The organism is Bacteroidales bacterium (assembly GCA_018334875.1).
GTDB lineage: Bacteria > Bacteroidota > Bacteroidia > Bacteroidales > UBA12077 > JAGXLC01.
Map to the genome: position 1 here is coordinate 1 of JAGXLC010000043.1, position 23323 is coordinate 23323.

The 23323-nt window shown below is 42.8% G+C and carries 24 protein-coding genes; 8 read left to right on the forward strand and 16 right to left on the reverse strand.

All coding sequences use genetic code 11. The annotated features are described in order from the left end of the window. Positions 1-293: 293 nt before the first annotated feature. From KGY70_05705 to KGY70_05740, 8 genes are all read right to left on the reverse strand, one after another. Positions 294-1394: a glycosyltransferase family 4 protein gene (locus KGY70_05705; protein MBS3774659.1), complete on the reverse strand. Its 1101-nt coding sequence runs from the start codon at positions 1392-1394 to the stop codon at positions 294-296. A gap of 748 nt (positions 1395-2142) precedes the next feature. Next, a complete protein-coding gene (locus tag KGY70_05710; protein ID MBS3774660.1) occupies positions 2143-3021 on the reverse strand; it encodes an ATP-binding protein in 879 nt (292 codons plus the stop codon). Continuing rightward, complete coding sequence (locus tag KGY70_05715) at positions 3018-3914, reverse strand: ATP-binding protein (GenBank protein ID MBS3774661.1); 897 nt, start codon at positions 3912-3914, stop codon at positions 3018-3020. Before KGY70_05715 ends, KGY70_05710 begins: the two co-directional genes overlap by 4 nt. Then, the gene (locus KGY70_05720; GenBank protein ID MBS3774662.1) at positions 3911-5269 is read right to left on the reverse strand and encodes an FAD-dependent oxidoreductase; all 1359 of its coding nucleotides are present in this window, start codon (positions 5267-5269) and stop codon (positions 3911-3913) included. Before KGY70_05720 ends, KGY70_05715 begins: the two co-directional genes overlap by 4 nt. A gap of 120 nt (positions 5270-5389) precedes the next feature. Further along, positions 5390-6247: a DUF89 family protein gene (locus tag KGY70_05725; GenBank protein MBS3774663.1), complete on the reverse strand. Its 858-nt coding sequence runs from the start codon at positions 6245-6247 to the stop codon at positions 5390-5392. 17 nt (positions 6248-6264) lie between these two features. Then, complete coding sequence (locus KGY70_05730) at positions 6265-6600, reverse strand: NifB/NifX family molybdenum-iron cluster-binding protein (protein MBS3774664.1); 336 nt, start codon at positions 6598-6600, stop codon at positions 6265-6267. A gap of 10 nt (positions 6601-6610) precedes the next feature. Then, positions 6611-7225: a DUF134 domain-containing protein gene (locus KGY70_05735; GenBank protein MBS3774665.1), complete on the reverse strand. Its 615-nt coding sequence runs from the start codon at positions 7223-7225 to the stop codon at positions 6611-6613. 70 nt (positions 7226-7295) lie between these two features. Next, positions 7296-7610, reverse strand: coding sequence for a DUF5320 domain-containing protein (locus KGY70_05740; protein MBS3774666.1), 315 nt, complete (start codon positions 7608-7610; stop codon positions 7296-7298). Positions 7611-7976: 366 nt separating this feature from the next. On the opposite strand from KGY70_05740, the gene KGY70_05745 reads away from it, so the two are divergent. Beyond that, positions 7977-8822, forward strand: a complete 846-nt coding sequence (locus KGY70_05745; GenBank protein MBS3774667.1) for a hypothetical protein — start codon at positions 7977-7979, stop codon at positions 8820-8822. A gap of 53 nt (positions 8823-8875) precedes the next feature. Here the strand turns inward: KGY70_05745 and KGY70_05750 are convergent, their stop codons facing one another. Genes KGY70_05750 through KGY70_05760 form a run of 3 tightly spaced genes read right to left on the reverse strand, consistent with a single transcriptional unit; the run spans position 8876 to position 10517 of the window. Next, positions 8876-9493: a hypothetical protein gene (locus tag KGY70_05750; protein ID MBS3774668.1), complete on the reverse strand. Its 618-nt coding sequence runs from the start codon at positions 9491-9493 to the stop codon at positions 8876-8878. Next, the gene (locus KGY70_05755) at positions 9490-9810 is read right to left on the reverse strand and encodes a hypothetical protein (GenBank protein ID MBS3774669.1); all 321 of its coding nucleotides are present in this window, start codon (positions 9808-9810) and stop codon (positions 9490-9492) included. The genes KGY70_05750 and KGY70_05755 overlap by 4 nt, the downstream gene beginning before the upstream one ends. A 2-nt stretch (positions 9811-9812) precedes the next feature. Next, positions 9813-10517, reverse strand: coding sequence for a TIGR04255 family protein (locus KGY70_05760; protein ID MBS3774670.1), 705 nt, complete (start codon positions 10515-10517; stop codon positions 9813-9815). A 269-nt stretch (positions 10518-10786) separates the two neighbouring features. Here KGY70_05760 and KGY70_05765 point away from each other — a divergent pair, with 269 nt between their 5' ends. Further along, positions 10787-11485, forward strand: coding sequence for a ComF family protein (locus KGY70_05765; protein MBS3774671.1), 699 nt, complete (start codon positions 10787-10789; stop codon positions 11483-11485). 31 nt (positions 11486-11516) lie between these two features. Here KGY70_05765 and folK read toward each other — a convergent pair whose 3' ends face one another. Continuing rightward, positions 11517-12023, reverse strand: a complete 507-nt coding sequence (folK, locus tag KGY70_05770; protein MBS3774672.1) for a 2-amino-4-hydroxy-6-hydroxymethyldihydropteridine diphosphokinase — start codon at positions 12021-12023, stop codon at positions 11517-11519. Positions 12024-12256: 233 nt separating this feature from the next. Between folK and sppA the strand changes: the two genes are divergently transcribed. The 5 genes from sppA to ruvC all read left to right on the forward strand — a co-directional run bounded on the left by sppA (position 12257) and on the right by ruvC (position 17637). Continuing rightward, entirely contained in the window at positions 12257-14023 is a 1767-nt protein-coding gene (gene sppA / locus KGY70_05775; protein MBS3774673.1) for a signal peptide peptidase SppA, read from the forward strand. 85 nt (positions 14024-14108) lie between these two features. Next, complete coding sequence (locus KGY70_05780; GenBank protein MBS3774674.1) at positions 14109-14600, forward strand: hypothetical protein; 492 nt, start codon at positions 14109-14111, stop codon at positions 14598-14600. After that, positions 14593-15477, forward strand: coding sequence for a DMT family transporter (locus KGY70_05785; protein ID MBS3774675.1), 885 nt, complete (start codon positions 14593-14595; stop codon positions 15475-15477). Before KGY70_05780 ends, KGY70_05785 begins: the two co-directional genes overlap by 8 nt. After that, the gene (locus KGY70_05790) at positions 15467-16798 is read left to right on the forward strand and encodes a hypothetical protein (protein ID MBS3774676.1); all 1332 of its coding nucleotides are present in this window, start codon (positions 15467-15469) and stop codon (positions 16796-16798) included. The genes KGY70_05785 and KGY70_05790 overlap by 11 nt, the downstream gene beginning before the upstream one ends. 296 nt (positions 16799-17094) lie before the next feature. Next, on the forward strand, positions 17095-17637 hold the full coding sequence (gene ruvC, locus KGY70_05795) for a crossover junction endodeoxyribonuclease RuvC (protein MBS3774677.1): 543 nt from the start codon (positions 17095-17097) through the stop codon (positions 17635-17637). A 41-nt stretch (positions 17638-17678) separates the two neighbouring features. Here ruvC and KGY70_05800 read toward each other — a convergent pair whose 3' ends face one another. From KGY70_05800 to KGY70_05815, 4 genes are all read right to left on the reverse strand, one after another. Then, on the reverse strand, positions 17679-18608 hold the full coding sequence (locus KGY70_05800; protein MBS3774678.1) for a hypothetical protein: 930 nt from the start codon (positions 18606-18608) through the stop codon (positions 17679-17681). Next, positions 18605-19300, reverse strand: a complete 696-nt coding sequence (radC, locus tag KGY70_05805) for a DNA repair protein RadC (GenBank protein ID MBS3774679.1) — start codon at positions 19298-19300, stop codon at positions 18605-18607. Before radC ends, KGY70_05800 begins: the two co-directional genes overlap by 4 nt. A gap of 85 nt (positions 19301-19385) precedes the next feature. Next, positions 19386-20081 carry a rhomboid family intramembrane serine protease gene (locus tag KGY70_05810; protein ID MBS3774680.1) on the reverse strand — a complete coding sequence of 232 codons (696 nt, stop codon included), beginning with the start codon at positions 20079-20081 and terminating at the stop codon, positions 19386-19388. A 65-nt stretch (positions 20082-20146) separates the two neighbouring features. After that, positions 20147-21778, reverse strand: coding sequence for a hypothetical protein (locus KGY70_05815; GenBank protein MBS3774681.1), 1632 nt, complete (start codon positions 21776-21778; stop codon positions 20147-20149). Positions 21779-22026: 248 nt separating this feature from the next. Between KGY70_05815 and hflX the strand changes: the two genes are divergently transcribed. Further along, positions 22027-23211, forward strand: coding sequence for a GTPase HflX (hflX, locus tag KGY70_05820; GenBank protein ID MBS3774682.1), 1185 nt, complete (start codon positions 22027-22029; stop codon positions 23209-23211). The last annotated feature ends 112 nt before the right edge of the window (positions 23212-23323 follow it).

Consider the following 23323-nt stretch of genomic DNA (forward strand, 5'->3'; position numbering starts at 1 on the left):
CGCTATTGAAAAACCTGGCTTTTTGCTTCAATAAATTTCGCAAAAAGCCGGTTTTTCTAATGCGGGGTTGCCTTGCTCCGCAGAAGCTTCGCGAAGGCGAGCCTGCATCCATCCCGCAAACCATCCCACATTCAAAAACTTTCCCGCTTACCAGCGGGATTCGTTTTTGAATAATGCAGTCTAATTAATTATGCAAAAATAGGGATTTTTCCCGGTGCATTGATAAGGTTTGTTTTAAAATTGAGACTTTTAAGCAGCCATCCATAAAACACCATTAATTCTGAGGGCTGAATTTACCTTTCATGGATCAGGCTTTCATAAAAATGTTTCATTTCTTTCACGGTTTGATCGATATGGAAATTATCCCGAATATGTTGCCTGGCAGCTTCACCCAGCTTTTTTCTCATGGTTTCGTCCGCTCTGAAGGTGATAATGGCTTTTGCTATTTGTTTGGGGGCTTTGGGATCAACAAGCAATCCGGTTTTTTCATGGATTACCAGTTCGGGGTTTCCGCCTATATTCGTAGCTATAACCGGCAATCCGGTACTCATGGCTTCGATGGTAACTTTGGAAAGGCCTTCCCCTTTGACTGAAGGGAGAACCATCGCATCACAGGCGGCTAAATGATTCAATACATCTTTTTTGAAGCCGGGCATGTGGAAATTTCGCTTTAAGGGCGACTCCCTGATCCATTTGCGGTGGTAGTTGGTATTCATGTTTTTGCCGATGAGGAGAAAATGGATGTCTTTGTAATCCCTGAGGTGATAAGAAGCTTTAATGAGGTGGGGGATGCCTTTCATGGGGCGGGCATTTGCAACACAGCCTATTACAAAAGCGTTTTCAGGGATACCCAGTTGTTTTTTTGTGTATGGCTGAACATCATTATACCACTCCGGGTCATGCCCTTTATAGATCGTGACTGCCTTATCTTTATCAAAGAAAAGCTGTTTCTGCACATGTTTTTTTACTCCATCCGAAACACAGGTAATTTTACTTACTTTGGGATGCAGGTGGCTTATGTAAGAGGTGGGTTTGTACCACAGGAGATGACCCGTGTAGCCCCGGTAGGTGACCATTTTCACAGGAAGCTTCCGTGAAGCAAATACCGCATTGGTAACAGCTTTGTTGTTGAAAACGTGTACGATATCATAGCTCCCTTTTTGAAGCACTTCGCGGATATAACGGATTTCCCGGAGGCTGATTTTACTTTTGGGGCGGTAAGGATAGAGATGTATTCCGTGTTCTCTGAATAGGTCAGCATAGTAACTTTGCGGGTCTGACATCACATCTATATCCATCCCCATTTTCTTTAGCCGGAGCACCATTTCTGCTTCCGGCCTTGCGGAAACCATGGGGCCGGTATATGAGCTTATTATTAAAATTTTGGGAGCCATATTCTATAACATGAAGATATACCGGACAAAGATACAATAATCCTCCGGGCTTATCAGGAAGATGGAAATATTTTACCGGGAATGTTTTGGAGTTTCGCGTCCCGGGTCTTGGGTTCCGGGTTCGCTGAAGCTGAAGTTGTTGTGTGTTAAAAGCAGTATTTCCTTATTCCATTTTCTTTTATGTTGTAGATCAGGATTCCGGTTTTCCTCTATCGCTTCAGCCGGAATGAAGCTATTGTTAGGTACCGAAGTGGCTTGTCATTCCTGACGTAATCGCTGACATGGGAGATCAGGAATCTATCCTGATGGTAAGCGGTTTTTCACTATTTTTTTTCCGTCTGGTTTCGTTAGTTGTCAGAGGTACAGGCATGCTTTCCACTTTAGTCCCGAACGAAATAATTCAGAAATCAATTAGTATATGCAGATAACAATAGATGAGCTTTATTGACATTTGAATGAGTTTTTTCAATACTGTCCGATTTCTGATGATCCGCCTGTTCTGCTTACTCCCCACTGTGTACTGACAAATGGCAATCAATTCAACTGCCAGATGCGGCTTTGGGCTTGCCAACTGCCCATTGCCCACTGCCAACTTGTTAAAATGAGGCTAAGAGTAGAAAGGCTACGATCAGATTGTTAAATTGTTACATTGTTGCATCAAGCTATGACCATCAGAAGATTTTGACAAATTTTGCCAACTGCCCATTGCCCATTGCCAACTATCTTACCCCAACTTCTGTCAAACAATTCAATGATCAACCACCCTTTCCCGGACAGCGTCCCAGGCCTCAACAACGGTTTTCTTCAGCTCCCGGTCATATTCCACAATGGTTTTTGCCTGTGTCAGGGCTTTCACAAAATTTTCATTGTATGGGATCTGGGCAAGCAGCTCGATACCCTGCTCTTTGGCGTAAGATATAGTTTCATCGGTTATTTCTTCATTCAGGTCTGCCTTGTTGATGATCAGGCCTGCAGCTATTGAAAAGTGGCCGATCAGCTCGATGGCACGTTTCAGGTCATGCAGGCCCGACATGGAAGGCTCGGTGACGATCACCACGTAATGGGCGCCGGTTACCGAGGCTGTAACCGGGCAGCCGATACCGGGCGTTCCGTCTATCAGGAGAAAATCTTTTTTCTCCTCCCCGGTTTTTTGTCTGGCAAGCGCTTTTACCCTTGTAACCAGTTTTCCCGAATTCTCGGCAGCTATTTCCAGCTCCGCATGAACCAGTGTATTTTTTAGCCGGGTAGAGGAGATGTAGGTTTTTCCCGACAACGCATCGTACATGGTAATGGCCTGCACAGGACAGACCTTTTCGCAATAACCACAGCCCTCACAATCCATTTCGTTTACTGAAAACACCCCATCATTCACATGTATGGCATCGAAACGGCAGGCTTTTTTGCATTTGAAGCATCTGGTGCATTTTTCCATGTCAATATGGGCAAGTTGACCGCTGTAAAAGGCTTCTTCGTGCGCAAAATCGGGTTTCAATAACAGGTGCATGTCTGCTGCATCTACATCGCAATCGGCAATGACGGATTCTTCTGCTGCCAGTTGAGCAAAAGCCGCAGTTACGGATGTTTTTCCGGTACCTCCTTTCCCGGATATGACAACAATTTCCTTCATGATGTTTTATGATTTTCTCTGTCTGTCAACTCCCCGGTAACCTCTTCTTCTGTTTTGGCCAATATGCTGAACATTTCCCTTCTAATTTCCGGTATTTCAATGATGAGCTCTCCCCGGGAATATTTTTTGGCAATTTCCGGCATGTTGGGGATCCTGCCAAGTATTGTCACCTGTTCTTCCCTGCAGAATTGTTCAATATCGTTGTTACCCAGTCCGTGGCGGTTGATGACCACACCAAAGGCTTTACCTACTTTGCGCATGGTTTTTACGGAAAGCTTCAGGTCGTGCAACCCGAATGGCGTGGGTTCAGCCACCAGAATCACGTAGTCGGCCTCTTTTACCGATTCGATCACCGGGCAGGATGTTCCCGGAGGAGAATCATACAGAAAAAGCGAATGGTCCGGGAAATTTTCCTTCGTATAATCTATGGTTTTTGATATCAAGGGCACGGCCTGCTGTTCTCCGATATTGAGCTTTCCTTCGATAAAATCCAGTTGGCCTACTTTGTAATGGTTTAACTCCCCAATTGGGTGATCTTGCATAACCAGTGCGTTTTCCGGGCACAGGCCTACACATGCATAACAAGAGTGGCACAGCTCCGGAAAGACCAGCACCGATTCAGGGAGCACAGCGATGGCATTGAAGTTGCATACTTCTTTACATCGGTTACAAAAGGTGCATTTCTCCGGTATCCACTCCGGTATCTCTTTCATGATCGTTTTTTGATGAAGCGTTTTTCCTTTCAGAAAGATACCTGAGTTGGGCTCTTCCACATCCAGATCGCTTAAAACAGTCGGTGTGTTCCGGGAAACGGAACTACACAGAGAGGCCAGGTTAGTGGCCAGCGTTGTTTTTCCGGTTCCCCCTTTCCCGCTTGCTATGGCAATCTTCATTTTTTCATATTGTTTGTCGCTGCTTCGGCTGCTTTCATCAGCGGATAAGCAGCGGGTGAACCCGTTAGCATTGGTTGTGTTCCAATTTGTGTTATGAGCAAAGCGTAAATGTTCGTGCGGCTTTGAATGATGAACCCAATCAGATTGGTGAGTTCTCCTACGGATACGCCACCCATGGCTTCTCCTCCGATGATGATACCGGATTCCCTGGCTACAATCAGCTTTACCGTTTGTTTTCTGGCACCGGGTAATTTGCCGGGATGTTTGTCCATGCCTTCAAACAATCCGGTCACTATATCAAACCCTTCCTTTTTGGCATCTGCTTCGGTGATCCCTGCTGTTCCGAAGGCATAATCTCCTATAGCTGTACTGTATATGGCAATGGTTCCCGTGAATGTTTTAATGGCCGATAATTTAAACAGGTTCATACCGGCTATTCTTCCTTCCGCACAAGCGGTAGAGGCCAGCATTACAGCACTTTGTTTTTTGGTAATGAAATGCCTTTTTTCTGCACAATCCCCAACTGCAATGATGTTGGGATCATTGGTGCGCATGTATTCATCCACGGAAATATATCCCCCGTTATTGATTTTTAATCCTGTATCCCTTGCCAGTTTTGAATTGGGTTCGTATCCCATGGATAGAATTACCGCATCGGCTTCAATTTGTTCCCCATTATCCAGTTCAACGGCTTTGACTTTACCGTTGCCGTTGCTCACCATATTCTTTACGCCTGTACCGGTCTTTACCTTCACACCCCTTTCTGCGAGTATGCTGCCTGCTCTTTCTGCAAATTCTTCGTCGAAAGCTATGTTAAGAATATGAGGCAATACTTCCACAAGGGTTACATCTTTTCCGGCTTTGTTGAGCTCGTCGGAAAATTCCACGCCGATGAATCCACCGCCAACCACTACTACTTTCTGAATATCTTCAAGTTGACTTTTAATATCGTCCAGCACATCTTTATTTTTAGGTATGGCGAATACATTATCCAGCTCTTTTCCATCAAGCCATTCCGGTACTTTTGGGGTGGAGCCGGTGGCCAGTACCAGCTTTTTATATGCGATTTCGGTACCGTCGGTAAGCCGGCATACCCGGTCTTCCCTGTTGATCTCTTCTACTTCTCCAACCTGATAGTATATTCCCAAAGCATCATATTTGGACTCCGCTGGCATCATATTGTGCTCAGAGCTTTCAAGTGACCCGAAAATATAAGGAATCCCGCAAGGGACCATGATCTTTTCTTCCCTGCGGATGACCAGAAAATCCTTATCCGGGTAACTGTTCTTACCCGAAACAGCAGTGGCTAAACCTGCGGCACTGCTTCCTATGATAAGTACATCTGTGTTTTTCATATCCTATTTTTTATTAAGATTAATTATAAATATTGATGATCTATTTTATGAATTCCTTTCCTGCCGATATTTGGCTTTGGGGCTCGATTGGGCTCATTACCCGAATGAGGAAAATGGATGTCATTGAATTGGCGGGCTATGCCCGTTGGAAACAACAAAATTACCCTTGTTAACGCCCAGTAAATCACCGATAACCTGGCATTTGATCATGAGCAAAAACCAAAGCCTTTGGTCTTTGTGATTCATTAATCCTTCAAAGTTGCCTTGTCCTTTGGCGATTATTAAATCAGCGGTATCGAAAGCGTTGCGGAATTCGCTGCCGGTCATTTCCAGGATGGTAGAAGGCGCATCATATCCATTGCTTATTATATTGGCCACGTGATGCATACCAACCATTTCAGCGTCTTTCCATGTTGCATCATTGATTACAGGGGCTCCTCTGACGGCAAAAGTGACATTGGGGTGCGCAAAGGTTTCAATGAACAGTTTATCGAAAACGATCTCTCCTGCATTATCCCCGATATAAAGGATGTTATCTGCATTACGTATACGTTCTTCCATCTGGGGGGAGTGATCAATGGCGAAATCCGTATGTTCCACTTTTTCCAGTGTAGCATACACATCAAATGTTTGGGAAGGCCCGTAATCAATAATGTTCCCTGCTAAGGCATAACGCAGTGCACGGTTGAAAGGGTCATCTGATGCCTCTATCTTTTCTTTCAGCTCATTATAAAGCGATAAGGCCAGTTTATTGCTCCGGTGTTTTTCTTCCTTGTAAGGATCCGGGTCTCCCAGGCTTTCTCTGATAATGGCGTGAATCTCACGTGCAATATATGGAGTAGGCTTTTCCGTATCCGCTTCCGCCAGCAGGGAGAAAAATTTTTTGGCCAGCCTTAACTTTTTTTCATTATCTCCATCGTGTTTCTGCAACAGCTTATCAAACGCCCTGCAAAAACAGAACAAACATTGATGGTTCATTGCTTTTTATTCAGAAGTTAATGATCACACAGATTGGCCTGGGTTTCCAGGGATCCGTTAAGAAATTCTTCAACAATTGTTCTGGAATCCTTGCTGGGAGCACCTACAAAAACATTGATCCCAAGCTGGTTAAAGATGTTAATGGCTCTTTGGCCCATGCCGCCGGCTATGACATCTGTAGCTCCCTGCTGGTGGATCCATTTGGGAATAACCCCCGGCTGATGGGGTGGAGGTGTCAATGCCTCCTGATTTTCAATTGCTGAACCGTTCACATCAAATAGATGAAATTCCTGGCAATGGCCAAAATGCATGGCCAGCTTTCCCTGAGTTGTGGGTATAGCGATTTTTTTCATAGTTCTTTCGTTAAGTTTTTCTTGTTAAATAATTTCCGCAATCGGGGCATGTCAGTTCCCTGCAGGGTATTCCCGGTTGTGCTTCCACCCGGGTGTTGCACGTGGGGCATACACAGATTTTTTCCTCTGCTTCTCTCCAGCCACGCCCCCATCTTCCTTTCTTGCCGGCTTGCCATCCTTTTAGCGATTCGTTGATGTTCTCAACGTTTTCAGAACCACAGGATGTACAAACCGGTTGGTGACCCTCAGGGACGTGAAAAACGGTATGGCATGATGTGCACCGGAACCATTGTTTGTCAAACTCCACGTTACCCCCTTCTATCAGGATTGTTTTTCCCTCGACAAAAGCCTGAGCGAGTTTTTTACGAATTTTATCATATATCCTCGTAAAAGTGGGCCTGGAAACATTCATCTGTTTTGCGGCCGCTTCATGGGATAAATTTTCGTAATCCGCCAGTCTGAGCGCTTCATATTCTTCATACTGAATAGAAATATGCTCGCTCAGGGCTATGGGAACCCCCATTGGTTTGAATCCCATCATTCGTGGAGGCCTTCCCAGTCTTCTGTGTCGTTTTGGTCGTGGTGACAATTTTTTGCCTGCAAATATAGAGATTGTATGCTCCAATTATTTGTTTTTGATGTTATTTTCCGGCAACATCATGCCATGCCTGTTTTTCAAAGAACTGCCGACGATTTTACTGTTCTTTTTCCAACTCGTCAATTCTTTTCTGAACCTCATCTAAAGTTCTTTTAAGCCTTTCAGCTTGTGTTTTCAGGCTTTGTAGTTCTTCTTCCCTTGTGGGAGCCAAATCTTCCATCATCTCCCCGGGATAAGCAAATCTTCTTCCGAATCCACGGCCGCGCCCGAATCCAAATCTTCGGGCCATTCCTCTTCCCATACCCGGAGCCATGTTTGAATGACCGGGAACGGAATATCCTGCGCAGTAACCCATAGCTCTGCCTGTCATAGGTCCTGCACCTGCTGGTCCTGTTCTGTCTCCTCCTGGCATAATAACCTCCTTAATTTTTTGATGATTAAATTTGATACAAAGATAATGAACATATGTTCAAAATCCAAATTTAAAACGGTTTTTTATTGGAGATTATTTTAACCCGAATTATTCTAGCCTGCATTATTCAAAAACGAATCCCGCTGGTAAGCGGGAAAGTTTTTGAATGCGGGATGGTTTGCGGGATGGATGCAGGCAACCCCGCTTTAGAAAAACCGACTTTTTGCGAAATTTATTGAAGCAAAAAGCCAGGTTTTTCAATAGCGTCAGAATTATTCTTGAATAATTCGGGCTAGCATAATTCGGGTTAACCTTGTTTCGTGAAATTCTATATATTTGGATCTCCAAAATTGAATGTTTCATTATATGAGAGCAAAACGTAAAGATTTTGACCTATTCTGCCATGTGGGGCTTGGGAAAACTGCTTCCACTTACCTGCAGTACAAGTTTTTCCCAAAACTGAAAGGCATTCGGTATATTCAGCGGACCCGGTACCATCGCTTTGATGGGATCATCGCTCGTACAAAACACACCAAATATTTGGTTTCCAGAGAATTTGACCGCCAATTTGAGCGGGAGGTAAAAAAGATTGCAGAAAAATTTCCGGGGGCACACATCATCATCGTTCTAAGGAGGAATGATGGCTGGATTGCATCACAATACCGGCGGTATGTAAAGAACGGGGGTATTGAGCCATTTGAGAATTTTGTGGACCTGGAAAACGATCAGGGTCTTTGGAAGCAGAAGGACATGTATTTCTATAACCGGCTCAGGATGGTGAAAGATTCGTTTACGTCCTGGCCCCTGGTGCTTTTCCACGATGAGCTAAAACAGGATGCGTTTGGTTTTTTTGATAAGCTTGCCCGGTACATGGGAGTGGGTTATGAAAGGAACCGGATCGATGTCAATCCGTCACACAAATCATATTCTGACAAGCAGTTAAAGATTTTGCGGCACTTCAACAGGCGGGTTTTCGGAAAAGATTTCAAAGGCTCGCAAAACAGGATACTTCATTACATCAGGTTTCGGGCGCGCTGGCTGTTTAATCATCTTATTTTGTACATTGCTTCCCTTTTGCCGGAACGTTATGCCGGCACCGAACCCCTGATTTCTGCCGGACGCCTGGAAAGGATCCGAAAGCATTGTGCTACTGACTGGAAACGTTGTCAGGAGTTCGCCAAAGCGTATAGCTACGATTGGATAGGGGATTGATGGTGACGGGTTTGGCTATCGCCAAAAACGATACTTAAATGATGGGTGGCGTGCTATATTCTAACGCTCTTTCTTTCAACTTTATCTTGGATTCTTGTGAAATGTATCGAAAGCTTAATTAAAAATAAATAAGATCCGTAATCACTTAAAGTGAATATTTTTCGGTTACTTATGTTTTCTCTTTCAATGTAATTATTCGGGCAATTGAATACTCTGTCTAAAAAGACGATGGAATCATCTAGTTTCCCTTCAAGTTGAGGCAAATAAAAGACTTGAGTCACTTCTTGTTTTTTTATAGACTCAATATGAGCGGATATTTGTTCATTGCTTTTCATTGAGCTTTTATATAAAGTATTCTCATACTTTTTTAAATTAAAAATCGGGGCATAAACTATTTGTGAAGGGAATTTACGTTTGTTATTTAAATCAATGTCACATGTATTAGAAAATATTATACTTGGAGCTGGGTTTATTGTTGTTTCAGGGATATTAAAGATTAACATATCTTTTATACCGTCCCCTTGGTAGATTATCTTTGAATCATCCAAATAATTAGTATAAAGTCTGGTATCAATGTTATCAGGGAATTCTTTCAATCCCTCAAACAATTCTTTTTCAGATTCGGCGGATAAAAATTTAGGCAGATATATTTTTATATCCTCTAAATTCATATTAAATCCCAAAAGTTTTCATTAACAATATCAACAAACTCGCTATCGATATCTACAGAATTTTCAATTACTTTGTAAGAAAACCCTAAGATTGCATCAATCTTATCGGAATTTTCTTTTTGTAAGGTGTAGTCTGTTGAACTGTTAAATGCATTATCTCGCCAATCATTATTAGTTAATGACATATGATGTTCATAATTGGGTTTAATTTCAGGTATTAGATTTTCAGCATTATCATAAGGTAAATTAATAACGCTTGAACTTAATGTTGTAAAAAGGAACAACTTTGTTAAAGAAGTATTTGTATATGATGCCATAATCAATATTCTGGATTTAACGTGTTTAAAAATTCTTCTTTCAATAGGCTAAAAAACAATTCTTTTTCTTTTTCATGTCCATTATCGATAATTTCTTTTTTTCGATGAAAAAAATCATCAATATTATTATCCATAAATGTATCAATATCTATTACTGAGCCTGATTTATTATTATGATTGGCATTATTTGCAATCTGTAAAGTACTCTTGTAATTATCTTGGCTAATTTCAGTTCTTATAACGGTATTTTTGTAATCAATTGTATTTTCTGATAGAGTAACTTTCAAATTTATGTCATCAAAAATATTTTGTTCAAAAAAATTGATATATCGTATTCCAATTCTAATAATAGAATCAATAATACCGATATTTTGAACTTTTTCTAATATATCATAAATTTTTGATGAAAAGGAATTCCACCCAGTATATTTGGGATAAGAACTTATTGTAATTACATCTGGTCCAACTTGGACAACAATATTTTCATTTGATAAACGATAATGTGGTTTAAACTTCAAACTAGGGTCTGAATCTCTAACTTGGTCTGGTAATTGCATGATAGGCAATTTATCAACTTTTTCAAAATCGGAATGAAGTGCATTATAGATTAGTCCAAAGACAGCATCCCTATTAATATTTGTTGAGAATCGTATCTCAATTAAAGCATCAAGAATAGGACAAGGATTTATCTTTTTAGGTAACTTCATGTGTTTTTTTTACAAATTTACATTTTTATCCTAAGTTGTCAATTATATTTAAACATATTATTATATTTTCCTGCCAATTGCTCTTTGCAACCCACTTTTATAATTTCTGCGAATACAATGAATGACCACCGAATGACAATTTTATCCCCCTGCGCTCCAGCTTTTCCGGGATTGCCATCCGCCAACTCATTATTCAATGGTACAAAATATAATAAAAATGTTGGCAGCTTACCGGGAAATTTCGTATATTGACGGCTCAACAGAATACAATGAAACCTTTTCTTTCCCTGTACCGGGACATCCTGGGGCTGATTTACCCGGATGTATGCGTTACCTGCGGGAGCCATCTGCCCTCCGGTATCCGGTTTATTTGTATCAAATGCCGGCACGACATGCCCCGCACCGATTTTCATCTGGAACAGGGCAACCCGGTGGAACAGATTTTCTGGGGACGGGTGCCTCTGCAGCATGCAGCATCCATGTTTTATTACATAAAGGGGAGCCGGTACCAGAAGCTTATTTATATAATGAAATATCATGGAAATAAAGAGCTGGGATATGAAATGGGTAAAATTTACGGGCGGCTGCTTATCGGAACGTCATTTTCCCAAGCCGGAGTGATTGTTCCTGTGCCCCTGCATCCCCGTAAAATGCGCAAGCGGGGTTTTAATCAGAGCGAATGGATTGGTAAAGGCCTGGCGGAATCACTACAAATACCAATGATTACCAAACATCTTTACCGGTCGGTCAATACGAAGACGCAAACCCGGAAATCGCGGCTGGAAAGATGGCAGAATGTGGAGAATGTATTTAAAATCCGGTCCGTTGATGCTTTCCGTAACAGGCACGTGCTGTTGGTGGATGATGTGGTTACAACAGGCGCTACACTGGAATCGTGTGCCGGATTGCTGACCGGGTGTACCGGTACGTCTGTGAGCGTCCTTACTTTAGGGTATGCTACGCTTTAGTCTTGTTCAATGAATGATTCGGGTAAATCCCCTATTGGTGAAAACATGTTTTTGTTTTATAGACTTTTGAGTCGTCCGGACATTCGGCTAACAGTTGCAGGATGGTTTTGTTGAAAACCGGATGAATCAGGTTGCCAGCAATTTCGCTCAGGGGCAGCAGGGTAAATTTTCTTCGGTGTAGCAGTTTGTGTGGGATGGTCAGTTCTCCTGTTTCAATAATTTCATTGTGATAAAACAGGATGTCGATATCGATTGTACGGCTCGAATAGCTTTCTTCCTGTGAGGTGCGCTTCTTGCCCAGTTTATCTTCGAGATCCTGGAGGGTTCTCAAAAGTGCCCCGGGTTCCAGGCTGGTTTCAATAAACACCACCTGATTGAGAAATTTGTTTTCGTCCTGAAAACCCCAGGGCTCGGACTCATATACCGAGGAATGCTTCGTAATTTTCCCCGCATGCTTGCCGATCAGATCACATGCATCTTCCAGCTTTTTGTATCTTGGACCCAGATTGCTGCCCAAAAGTAAAACGGCTTCTTTCATACAGCTTGTTTTTGCGGGGTGTTTGGTTCGGAGTTTATTTTAAATGACAAAAATTGTAATAAATTTTTATACAAAAAGACAAATATTTAATGAGAGCCAAAAGTTTTTACGGCAAAAATTTGCGTTCATCCTGGTCGGGTGTTACACAAACATTAGATAAAATTGTTGGCGTAAAGTTGCAGTTTCTTATAGAATAGATTGTATTTTTGTATAAACCGTTAAATTTTTCATCTATGAAAAGCTTTTTAAAATATACCCTGGCCACAATCGTGGGAATCCTGATCACAGGTTTGTTGTTTTTTATTATATTTTTTAGTGCAATGGGGGCCCTCATCCCAAAAGGGGATAAAACTGCTGAGATTCAACCCAAATCACTGCTCAGAATGGAGTTGAGCCATGTGATTATGGACCGCAGCCCCAGAGATCCTTTTGCCAATTTTGATTTCCGGTCCTTTGAGCCTACTACGACCCTTGGGTTAAACGAAATTTTGGCCAATATTGAGAAAGCCGGGAAAGATGATGATGTAGAAGGTATCTATCTGGATTTGTCTGTTATTCCGGCAGGAATGGCTACCATAGAAGAAATACGGAGTGCTTTGATTGAATTCAAAGATAGCGGAAAATTCATTATCGGGTATGCCGATAATTATATGCAAACCACCTATTATTTGGCCTCTGTTGCCGACAGGGTTTATATGAATCCTGCCGGGCGGGTGAATATGACCGGCTTGAGTTCGCAACTGATGTTTTTTAAGGAGGGTCTTGATAAACTTGGGGTAGAGCCACAGGTAATCCGGCATGGTGAATTCAAAAGTGCCGTTGAACCTTTTACACGGAATCAGATGAGCGAAGAAAACCGGCATCAGGTCAATGCTTATGTCAATACACTCTGGAATTATATGGCTGAGGAGATTGCTGAACACAGAAACATCTCTCAGGATACGCTCAATTGGCTTGTTGAGAATCTGGCCCTGAATCGTCCGGAAACCGCCCTTAATTACGGGCTGGTCGACGGACTGAAATATAAGGACGAAGTGCTTGATGAATTGAGGGAAAAATCTGATGTAGGCGATGAGGATGTGCGTTTTGTGGGAATGAAAAAGTACAACCGGGTACCTGAGATAAAGGACTACAAAGGACTTGCCAGGGATAAGATAGCTGTAATCTATTCCATGGGCACGGTGATGATGGGAGAAGGGCAGGAAGGAACCATTGGCTCAGACCGGATTTCCGGTGCGATCAGGGAAGCTCGTAAGGACACTTCAATTAGGGCCATTGTGTTCAGGGTGAATTCCGGTGGCGGAAGTGCGCTGGCCTCTGAGGTTATCTGGCGGGAGCTGCAACTGGCGCAACAGGAAAAGCCTGTTGTAGCCTCATTTGGCGATGTAGCCGCGTCAGGGGGTTATTATATCGCTGCCCCGGCCGATACCATTGTGGCAAGTCCCAACACCCTAACCGGTTCAATAGGTGTTTTTGGCCTGTTTTTCAATTCGAAAGAGCTTCTGAACGATAAGCTGGGCATCCATGTGGATGTAGCCAAGTCCCATTCTTATTCCGATTTGGGAAGTCCTTTCCGGTCTATGACTGAAAAAGAAAAAGAAGCGATCAGGGAAGGCATAAAGCAGGTCTATGATGATTTTGTGTCTCATGTAGCTGAGGGAAGAGATATGGCGGAAGAAGAAGTGGATGATATTGCCCGGGGGCGAATCTGGAGTGGTATGGACGCCCGGCGCATCGGTCTGATAGATCTCTATGGGGGAATGCAGAAAGCAGTTGATCTGGCAGCAGAAATGGCTGAGCTCGATCAGTATCGTACCGTTGGTCTGCCGCGCCTTAAAGATCCCTTTCAGCAGTTTGTCGAAGGGTTTTCCGGTGATATCCGCTCTAAAGTGCTCAGACAAACCCTCGGCAATGAAGCACGGTATTATATGAATCTGAAGGAAGCTGCCGGAATGGAAGGCATTCAGGCCCGGATTCCTTATAAAATAGAAGTCTATTAATCCGATTCATGGGAACAATCGATCAAATGGAGCACCGGCCGTTCCATCCGGTGCCTTTGTAATTTTGAATATAAATGTATAGCCCATGCGTTATGCCAACATAATTGTACTGCTTGCGTTAATTGTTCCGGTGCTCTTCTCCACTTGTCAAAAACAGGATGGAGAAGATTATTCACAGGAGATTGACAGCTTGCTTACCGAACTCAGGGCTATGGATGACAGTTTGAGTTCGTTGAATATCCGGGAGGTTCAGCAATTAAATGACTCTTTGTCACCTTTTTATAATGATGCTCAAAAAATTGATACTCAGGAAAAGCGGTTTTACTTGTATGAACGCTCCCAGGATATTATGAAATGGTATGGCAACCTCAACAGGGAGATCAATTATTCCAGAAGCCATCTGAAGGCATTGAAAGAGGATTTTGAAAGTGAGGAGCTCCCCGACAGTACGAAAGAGAAGAAACTGGAAGAGGAAAGGCGGATCATCAGCTCCATCAGAGAGCGATTTGAAGAGGAATATCAATCGCTCAGAAAGGAAGTGGAAGCATTGCTAAACAGTCATCGTATTGATGAATAAGTCCTATTTATACGCCGGGATAACTGTTTTTTTCTGGGCTACCATTGCCACTGCCTTTAAGATAGCGCTGCGTTACGTGAATTATGTGGAGCTGGTGCTTTATTGCTCCGTGACTACCGTTATCATTCTGTTTTTTATTCTTTTGTTTCAGAACAGGCTGAAAGAGGTTTTCCGCATCAGGCGCGTCCATTATATCAACTCGTTGGTGCTGGGATTTATCAATCCCTTTTTTTATTATCTGATTCTTTTTAAGGCCTATTCCCTACTGCCAGCCCAGATAGCCCAGCCTCTCAATTTTACCTGGCCCATTGTGCTGACCTTTCTTTCTCTTCCGGTGCTGAAGCAGCCGGTTACCGGTAAGAATATCCTGGCACTTTTTATAAGTTTTATCGGGGTGTATTTTATATCTTCGGAAGGATCACCCTTTAATATGACTTTTGCCGAACCGCTGGGCGTTTTCCTGGCAGTGGGCAGCTCCCTGGTATGGTCCGCCTATTGGCTGGTGAATATAAAAGATCAGAGGGAAGAGGTTATTAAAATATTTCTGAACTTTCTTTTTTCTCTGTTGTTTATCATACCATACTGGCTGATATTTTCAGAACCAAGAATTCCATCATTGAACGGAATTCTGGCATCAGTCTATTCAGGCGCTTTTGAGATGGGCATTACCTTTGTACTGTGGCTGAAAGCGCTCAAATATGCGAAATCGACTGCGGTGGTCAGCAATTTAATCTACCTGGCACCGTTTTTTTCTCTGATATTTATTCAGACGATTTTGCGCGAACAGATTTACTATACAACCATTATCGGCCTGGTTCTGATCGTGGCCGGTATTGTTTACCAGGAACTCCATAAAACCAAAAGCTATGAAACGTAAATATATTCTGATTTCTTTGCCGCTATTGGTGCTTTTTTCCATAGTGTTTTTCACTTCATGCGAAAAAGAGAAAGTAGAACCACCTGATAATAAAACGGAGAATGGCAATACTCAGGATACGATTGCCCAGTTGAATAAGGCCTTTTATAATCTGATGAATGAGTGGTATTATTGGTATGAAAAGATACCGGACATAGATCCCGATGATTATGACGATTCCAATCCTATGAAAAACCTCCGTAACATTCTTGACGATATCCGGTATGAAAACGATTCCTATAGCTACATTACTTCTTATGAAGCTTTTCTACAATATTTCGAAGAAGGGTCTTATACAGGTTATGGATTTGGTTATAAATGGGATGACAAGGACACTTTGCGCCTTACTTTTGTATTTGACGAATCTCCACTGAAAGAAGAAGGCATCGAACGGGGTTGGGCCCTTACTAAGGTAAACGGGAATACTGTAACTCCGGATAATTTTAACCAATTGCTGGGAGGCGAGGAAAATGATTTTACATTCATTTCCCCTGATGGGGATGAAACAGTAAATAGCGCCTTTGCCAGGAAAAATATCTCCATGAATACCGTTTTAAAAGATACCGTGATTGAATATAAAGGAAATAGAGTGGGCTATTTGGTGCTGAAGAGTTTTATTGACAAAACCCCGGATGAACTGACGGAAGCTTTTAGCCATTTCAACGACGAGAATATTGATGAGCTGATCATTGATCTGCGATACAATGGAGGAGGCACACTATCGGCTTCCCGATTCCTCGGGGAGTTTATCTATGAAGCTGGTTCAAACGATATATATGTGGAAATTACCCACAGCGATAAAAAATCAGAGCGGGATACAACCCACGTCTTCGGACAAGATTCCCTAAACATCAATTTGGGGCTTAACAAGGTTTATTTTCTTACGACACAGGCTACTGCCTCGGCCAGTGAGGCTTTGATTAACGGGCTCAAGCCTACTGAACTGGATGTTTATACAATAGGAGAAGCCACCTACGGAAAACCGGTAGGCATGTATCCCTTTACAGATAATAACAATGAATATGCTTTTCTACCTGTTTGTTTTAGTCTGAAAAATGCGGCCGGAGATGCGGATTATTACGATGGGCTTCAACCTGATGCAGCTATGAATGATGATTTCAAACAGCCTTTCGGCAGCCTTGATGATGATTTGCTGTATCAGGCCTTGTATCATATTGAGAACGATAACTTTGATATGAAAAAAACAAGAGAAATCATGAAGCCGAGACCGGAAAACCGGGTTGAATACAAAAGCCTGCAGGATGAGATCGGGGCATTGTAAATAGTGTTTGTACATAAAGTCAAGTAGATTTGAAAGAGTCTCGTCTAGAATATTCGCTGGCAAGGCTTGTGAGTTTTGAATGCCAATGTAGAGACGTACGGCCGTACGTCTCTACCAAATATAATTGACTGGCATGAAAAACGAGCGTAACGCAGCCAGCGGATATTCTAGACAGACTCTAAATATATTGGAAAACTTGCGCAGAGGTCTTAGTAAAATATGCAATATTATCATATTACCGGCAAATGGCTCATTAAGACTCCAGGCGCCTGGCGATAATTTTTAAACCAGTTTCAATGGTGATATTAGGTATAGATCCGGGAACCACCATCATGGGCTACGGGTTGATCGATCAATCCGGGAAGAACCCGCTTCTGCTTCATCTGGGAGTTATAGAGCTTCATAAGATAGACGATCACTACGACCGGCTGAAGAAGATATTCGACCGGGTATTGCAGATCATCGATGAATATCAGCCCGACGAGATGGCACTGGAAGCCCCGTTTTATGGAAAGAATGTTCAGTCGATGCTCAAACTTGGAAGGGCGCAGGGAGTGGCCATGTCTGCCGCTCTGCATCGATCCCTGCCCATATATGAATATGCCCCGCGAAAGATCAAGCAGTCCATTACGGGCAATGGTAATGCTTCCAAGCATCAGGTTGCACAACTGTTACAGCGAATACTGGATATAGAAGAACTCCCGGAGAATCTGGATGCTACCGACGGGCTGGCTGCGGCGGTATGCCATTTTTATAATTGCCTTATTCCGCAATCCTCCAGCGGACATAAGAGCTGGAAAGATTTTATCCGCAAAAATCCGGGAAGGATGAAAAAATAGCAATAGACCTACCTGAGGGGATTTCGCTGATCGCTAAAAATTTATATTATGATCCGGAAAGGATTGAGCGGATTTTTTACTTTAGTGTAGTGGTAATTGCCGGCACCAAAACCGTTAAAAAGTTTTTCTTTGTTTGGTATGGCAAGGTTTTCAAAGCTCAAGGTAATGTTTTTTTCCGCATTGTTTCTGATGAAAAGGTCAATCAGAAGCTCCATGGCCTTTAGTTTAATTCCATCTTCTGATATTCCCGAATAAAGCACACAGGCATTCCTTTGAGATTTTAAAAACAACACGGAAGCACACAGGTTATTTTCCGGTGAATAGGCTGCATATATTTCTCCCAGTCCGTGAGTGATCACGAAGTCGACAATTCTGCGGAGACTGCTGATGGTCTCTTTTTTAGGTTTCCCGGATGCGATCACCGACTGATCCCGTACGAACTCCATGAATTCTTTTGGCGTGAGCCCCCGGTTAATATGCACCTTATTTTTCCCGGCAAGATCTATTCCATGGCTTACTGCATCGGAATAAGATGCACGGATGATATCATAATTGCTGATCAGGTCGAATTCATAGGTGTTGTTGATTTTCTGCCGGAATAACGAAGGATTGATGGTGTTAAACTTGTTCAGCGTGATGTGGAAAATTTTAAATTTATGGTGCACCTTTTCTATAAAATTATTTGTCAATTTTTCGTCCGTGATTTCCGTGGAGAAAACCCCCAGTTGATTCGCCAGAATGGATGTGTAAACGTATTTGATCCCTGCCCTGTTTCTCACGAGCAAAGGCATCACGGCCTGATAATCTTTTTGAACGATGCCTTCCCAGTTGCTGCAAAGTATGTTAAGATACCATGAAAAGGCATATAGGCTCCCGTTGTGTGCATTGTTGATACAGTTATCCCATTTGATGAAATTGATCTCGTGATTTTTTAAATGTCTTAAGTTTTTCAGGGGATTGTTCTGCTTCATAATATTCCTTCGTCAGCGTAGCTATAATAAGAGTTTTCACCCACAATAACATGATCGAGCACCTGGATATCGAGATAGGCCGAGGCATTTTTGAGTTTGTGTGTGATGTTGGAGTCTGCTTTGCTCGGGCGGATATTGCCTGAGGGATGATTGTGGCACAGGATGATTCCGCTCGCCAGTTTTTCGATGGCCTGCTTCAGTATGATCTTTACATCTGTTACAGTCCCTGTAACGCCTCCCTGGCTGATTTTCTGTTCATCCGTGATCCCGTTGGAACGGTTCAGATAGATCACCCAAAATTCTTCGTGGGGGAGATCCATTAGCCTGGGCTGAAAACGTTCATATATATCCTGGCTTGATTTGATCTGTTTTTTGTTGATAATTTCCGAGAGCTTTCTTCTCTTGCCCAGTTCCAGAGCAGCAGCAATGGCTATGGCCTTGGCTTCTCCAATGCCTTTGTATTTTTGCAGATCATGGATGGATAATCTGCCCAGTTCATTCAGGTTGTTATTGGCATCTTTCAGTATGCGTTTGGTAAGGTCCACTGCTGTTTCCTCCTGGCTTCCTGAGCCGATCAGCAGGGCCAGAATCTCGGCATCACTAAGGGAGATGACACCTTTTTTGATCAGCTTTTCCCTGGGCCGGTCTTCCACAGCCCAGTCCGTAATGTTTAATTTATGCTTGTATTCCATGGATGCGGATAGATAAAGTGTATGGCATAAAATGAATTTAAAATTATGAAATTTCCGGGAAAATTGCACCCCCATCCATCTGTTTTTATTTTTTACGGCGGTATTTCCCTTTCCTCTCCTTTTCTTTCAGGTATTGCTCAATTTGCCAGTCATAGTAATCCATGTTCATCTCTTCCATTTCTTCCTCAATCTCCCATTCGTATTTTTTCCTTTGGGGCCCCAGGTCCTTATAATAAAATGCGATAGCCACACCTGCAATGGCACCGAACAGATGTCCTTCCCAGGATACTCCTTCCCTTATGGGCAACAAACCCCAGATCATCCCGCCATACAGGAATGCCACCAGCAGGGAAAAGGCCATTAAACGGACGTGTTTGCGGATGATGCCGCTGAAAAAAAGAAAAGAAGCCAGACCGTAAATCAGTCCGCTCGCACCGATGTGATATGCTTCTCTTCCCCCGAACCAGAGCATGATGCCGGAAAGAAAGTAGATAATAAAGAATACTTTAAAGGCTATAGAATCGTAAAAGTAAAATAAACCCGTTCCGAGAATAAGGATAGGAAAGGTATTTGTCATAAGATGCCCGAGATCACCGTGGATAAGGGGACCGGTGATAATTCCTGTCAGGCCTTCCGTTTGCATGGGATATACACCCAGGTTGGCAAAGCTTTCATCCAGAACAATTTCCGACAATTTAATCAGCCACATCAGGATGACAAATGATCCGGGAAATATAAGGCTGTAAAAAAACTTTTTCTTCTCCAGTTCTTCTTCATTCATATCCTATAGAAAATTAAATTGAAACCCGGTTCCGGTAAAACAACCGGAACCGGAAAAAGTTTGTTTTAATCCCGTGGTTCCCAGTCGGCAAAATGATCCGATACCACATAGGTTTTTGGTTCGGTAACCCAGGAATCATTGGAATTGTAAGTCCACTCCATGGTTTCGGAGCCACCTCCGCTCTGTGTCGTTATCAGGTACCGCGGAGGAAGGTGACCGATGGCATTGGCCTGGTTCCTGGGGAGCTCATCATCGCCTCCGCTTGGATCAATGGGAATCCATCCATAGTTGGGCAGATAAATTTCAACCCATCGGTGGAAGACATCATCCAGGCTGGCCTCATCACCTCTGATCACAACCGATCCTACATATCTGGCCGGTATGCCTACCGAACGGCACATGGAAATGAAAGCGAAGGTATACTCCGAGCAGGAGCCGTTGCCCCGCTCAATTACAGCGGGAGCTGTATTCCAGCCACCTACCATTTCGTAATACATGTTATCAATCAGCCAGTTGAAAATATCTCTGGCCATCCAGTAAGGATTCTCATGGTGTTCAAGGGCGTCGTCCAATGCCTGTTTTATTATGGGATGGTTGTATTGGTATTTTTCATCATTGGCCAGATATTGGTCTTTGATCTCTTCAGGGATCTCTCCCAAACCGCCTACTTTATCAGGAAAAATGAAATAGCGTACATCGTATAGAGTGGCATCTGCCTTCATTTCAAACCTTACCGTTTCATTCGGACCGATGTCCTCTCTCTTCAGGTGCGCTGTTTTTTGGCCCCACTGGTCTGTAATTACATTCGTGTATTCGGGAGTATAGGATATTTCTCCGTTGATTTCCTGGTTGGCACGGTCTTTTGGAATGGCTAGATGAATGTCGGCACTTTTGACTTCCCCCGGCCCAAAATTGGTTATTTGATGGGTATAGGTAACCGAGGTCCTGTTGGCCTTCGTTCTCCTGAGCTTTGTGCCGTCATTTACTTTTAGCTGATATAGCTCATCACTTTGTGAATCTGCTGCCCATAAATTATCCTGGAAAAAGGAAAGCCCTCTTGTAAATTGTCCCGGAGCTTGCGCTATGATGATCACCGATCCGTTTTCGGGAGAAACCATATAAATTTCATCCCTGATTCTGTCGGAGATCCACAGATATTTTCCGTCATAAGTGAGGCCCCTGGGGTCATTGGCCGGGGCTTTGAAAGATTTTATGGTGGTCCCGTCATTGGGGTTGAACTGGATGATCTTATTCTGATCATTGTCCACACACCAGAGGTATTTACCATCCCAGGTGAGCCCGCGGGGACTGCCTGCCGGAATGTTAACCGCATGCAAAACGTCACCGTTTTCAGGATTTACCCGATATGCGATGCCTTCATAATTTTCAGACAATGGAATTCCACCTTTTACATCCACATTCCAGAGATTTTCACCATCCCATGCCATCCCCATTGGCCAGTAGCCGGGTGCGCTGATCTTCCTAACGGTTTCCCCGGTTTCAGGATTGATGGCAAATAACTGTTTGGCCTTTCTGTCGGCCATCCAGATGTGCTCGCCGTCATAGGTCATACCCGTGGGAATCTTCCCCGGCGTTTTATGTTTTTTTACTACTTCACCGGGATAGGAAAAGCCGGCTGATGGAATAAAGAATAATGTTATCAAAAAGCAAGTGAAAAATATTTTGAGGCGTTTCATAAGTTGAAGATTTTGGTTTTTATTTCAAAAATAATAAAATTAAGCGTTTTGTGTTTACTTTTTTTATTTATAGTGTTGATGTAAACGACTGCTATGAAAAACGGGCATAACACATCTAGCAGAAATTACAGACAGATTCTGTTTGATACAATATTGTGCAAGGACTGTAACGTTTATCCTTTGAAATATGATTGTATTTTACGTAAATCAAAATACTTACTTTTGCAGTAAATGGAGGTTGAAAATATATGCTTGAAAAAAAGGAGTTTAATGCGGAACGGGTAGTATTGGTTGGGGTTATTAACCATGAACAGAATGAAAATAAGGTGGAAGAATATTTGGATGAGCTGGCTTTTTTGGCCAAAACAGCAGGAGCTGAGCCTGTAAAAAAATTCACACAACAATTGAATAAGCCGGATCCCAAAACTTTCATCGGTTCGGGTAAATTAAATGAGATCAGGGAGTTCAACCGTGATAATAAGGTGGATACGGTCATTTTTGATGAGGAGTTAACCCCCTCTCAGTTGAGAAATGTTGAAAAGTTGATGAAGACCAAAGTGATGGACCGTACCAATCTTATACTGGATATCTTTGCCAAGCGTGCTAAAACGGCTCATGCAAAAACCCAGGTGGAGCTTGCCCAGTACGAATATTTACTTCCCAGGCTAACGGGCATGTGGACTCACCTGGAAAGGCAAAGAGGGGGGATTGGCACCAGAGGACCCGGTGAAAGGGAAATTGAGACCGACAGGCGAATTGTGAGAGATAAGATTACCCGTTTGAAAAATCAACTGGCAAAAATAGATAAGCAAAAGGCCACCCAGCGGAAGAATCGGGGTAAAATGGTAAGGGTGGCACTGGTTGGATATACCAACGCGGGGAAATCCACCCTTATGAATGTGCTGAGTAAATCAGAAGTCTTTGAAGAAGACAAACTCTTTGCTACTTTGGATACAACCGTCAGAAAAGTGGCCATAGGCAATTTGCCTTTTTTGCTGACGGATACGGTGGGATTCATACGCAAACTTCCCCACAGCCTGGTTGAATCTTTTAAATCCACACTGGATGAAGTCCGTGAAGCCGACATATTGCTTCATGTGGTGGATATCAGTCACGGAGGTTTTCAGGAACAGATCCGCGTGGTTAATCAAACGCTGCAAGAGATTGGTGCAGGCGATACTCCGAGCCATGTGGTGTTTAATAAGATCGACCTCTATGAGAACGGAAATCCGGACGGGGATTTGTATGAATCCGATGAAAAAATCAAAGCTTACCATGATTTGAAAAATAGCTGGATTGCAAAATCCAACAATTCCAACATCTTCATTTCGGCCAGAAAAAAGACGAATATTCAGGAGTTAAGGGAAACTTTATATCATGAAGTGAAAAAAATTCACGTGCAGAGGTATCCGTATAATGATTTTCTCTACTGAAATTTCGGGGTGACTTAATCCGTATAATTCAAGAATTATTCCTGTCCCAGTAGTGGCATATACCTGGACTCAAATGCTTAAATAAATGAGGGTCGATAGAATGCCAGCCTAT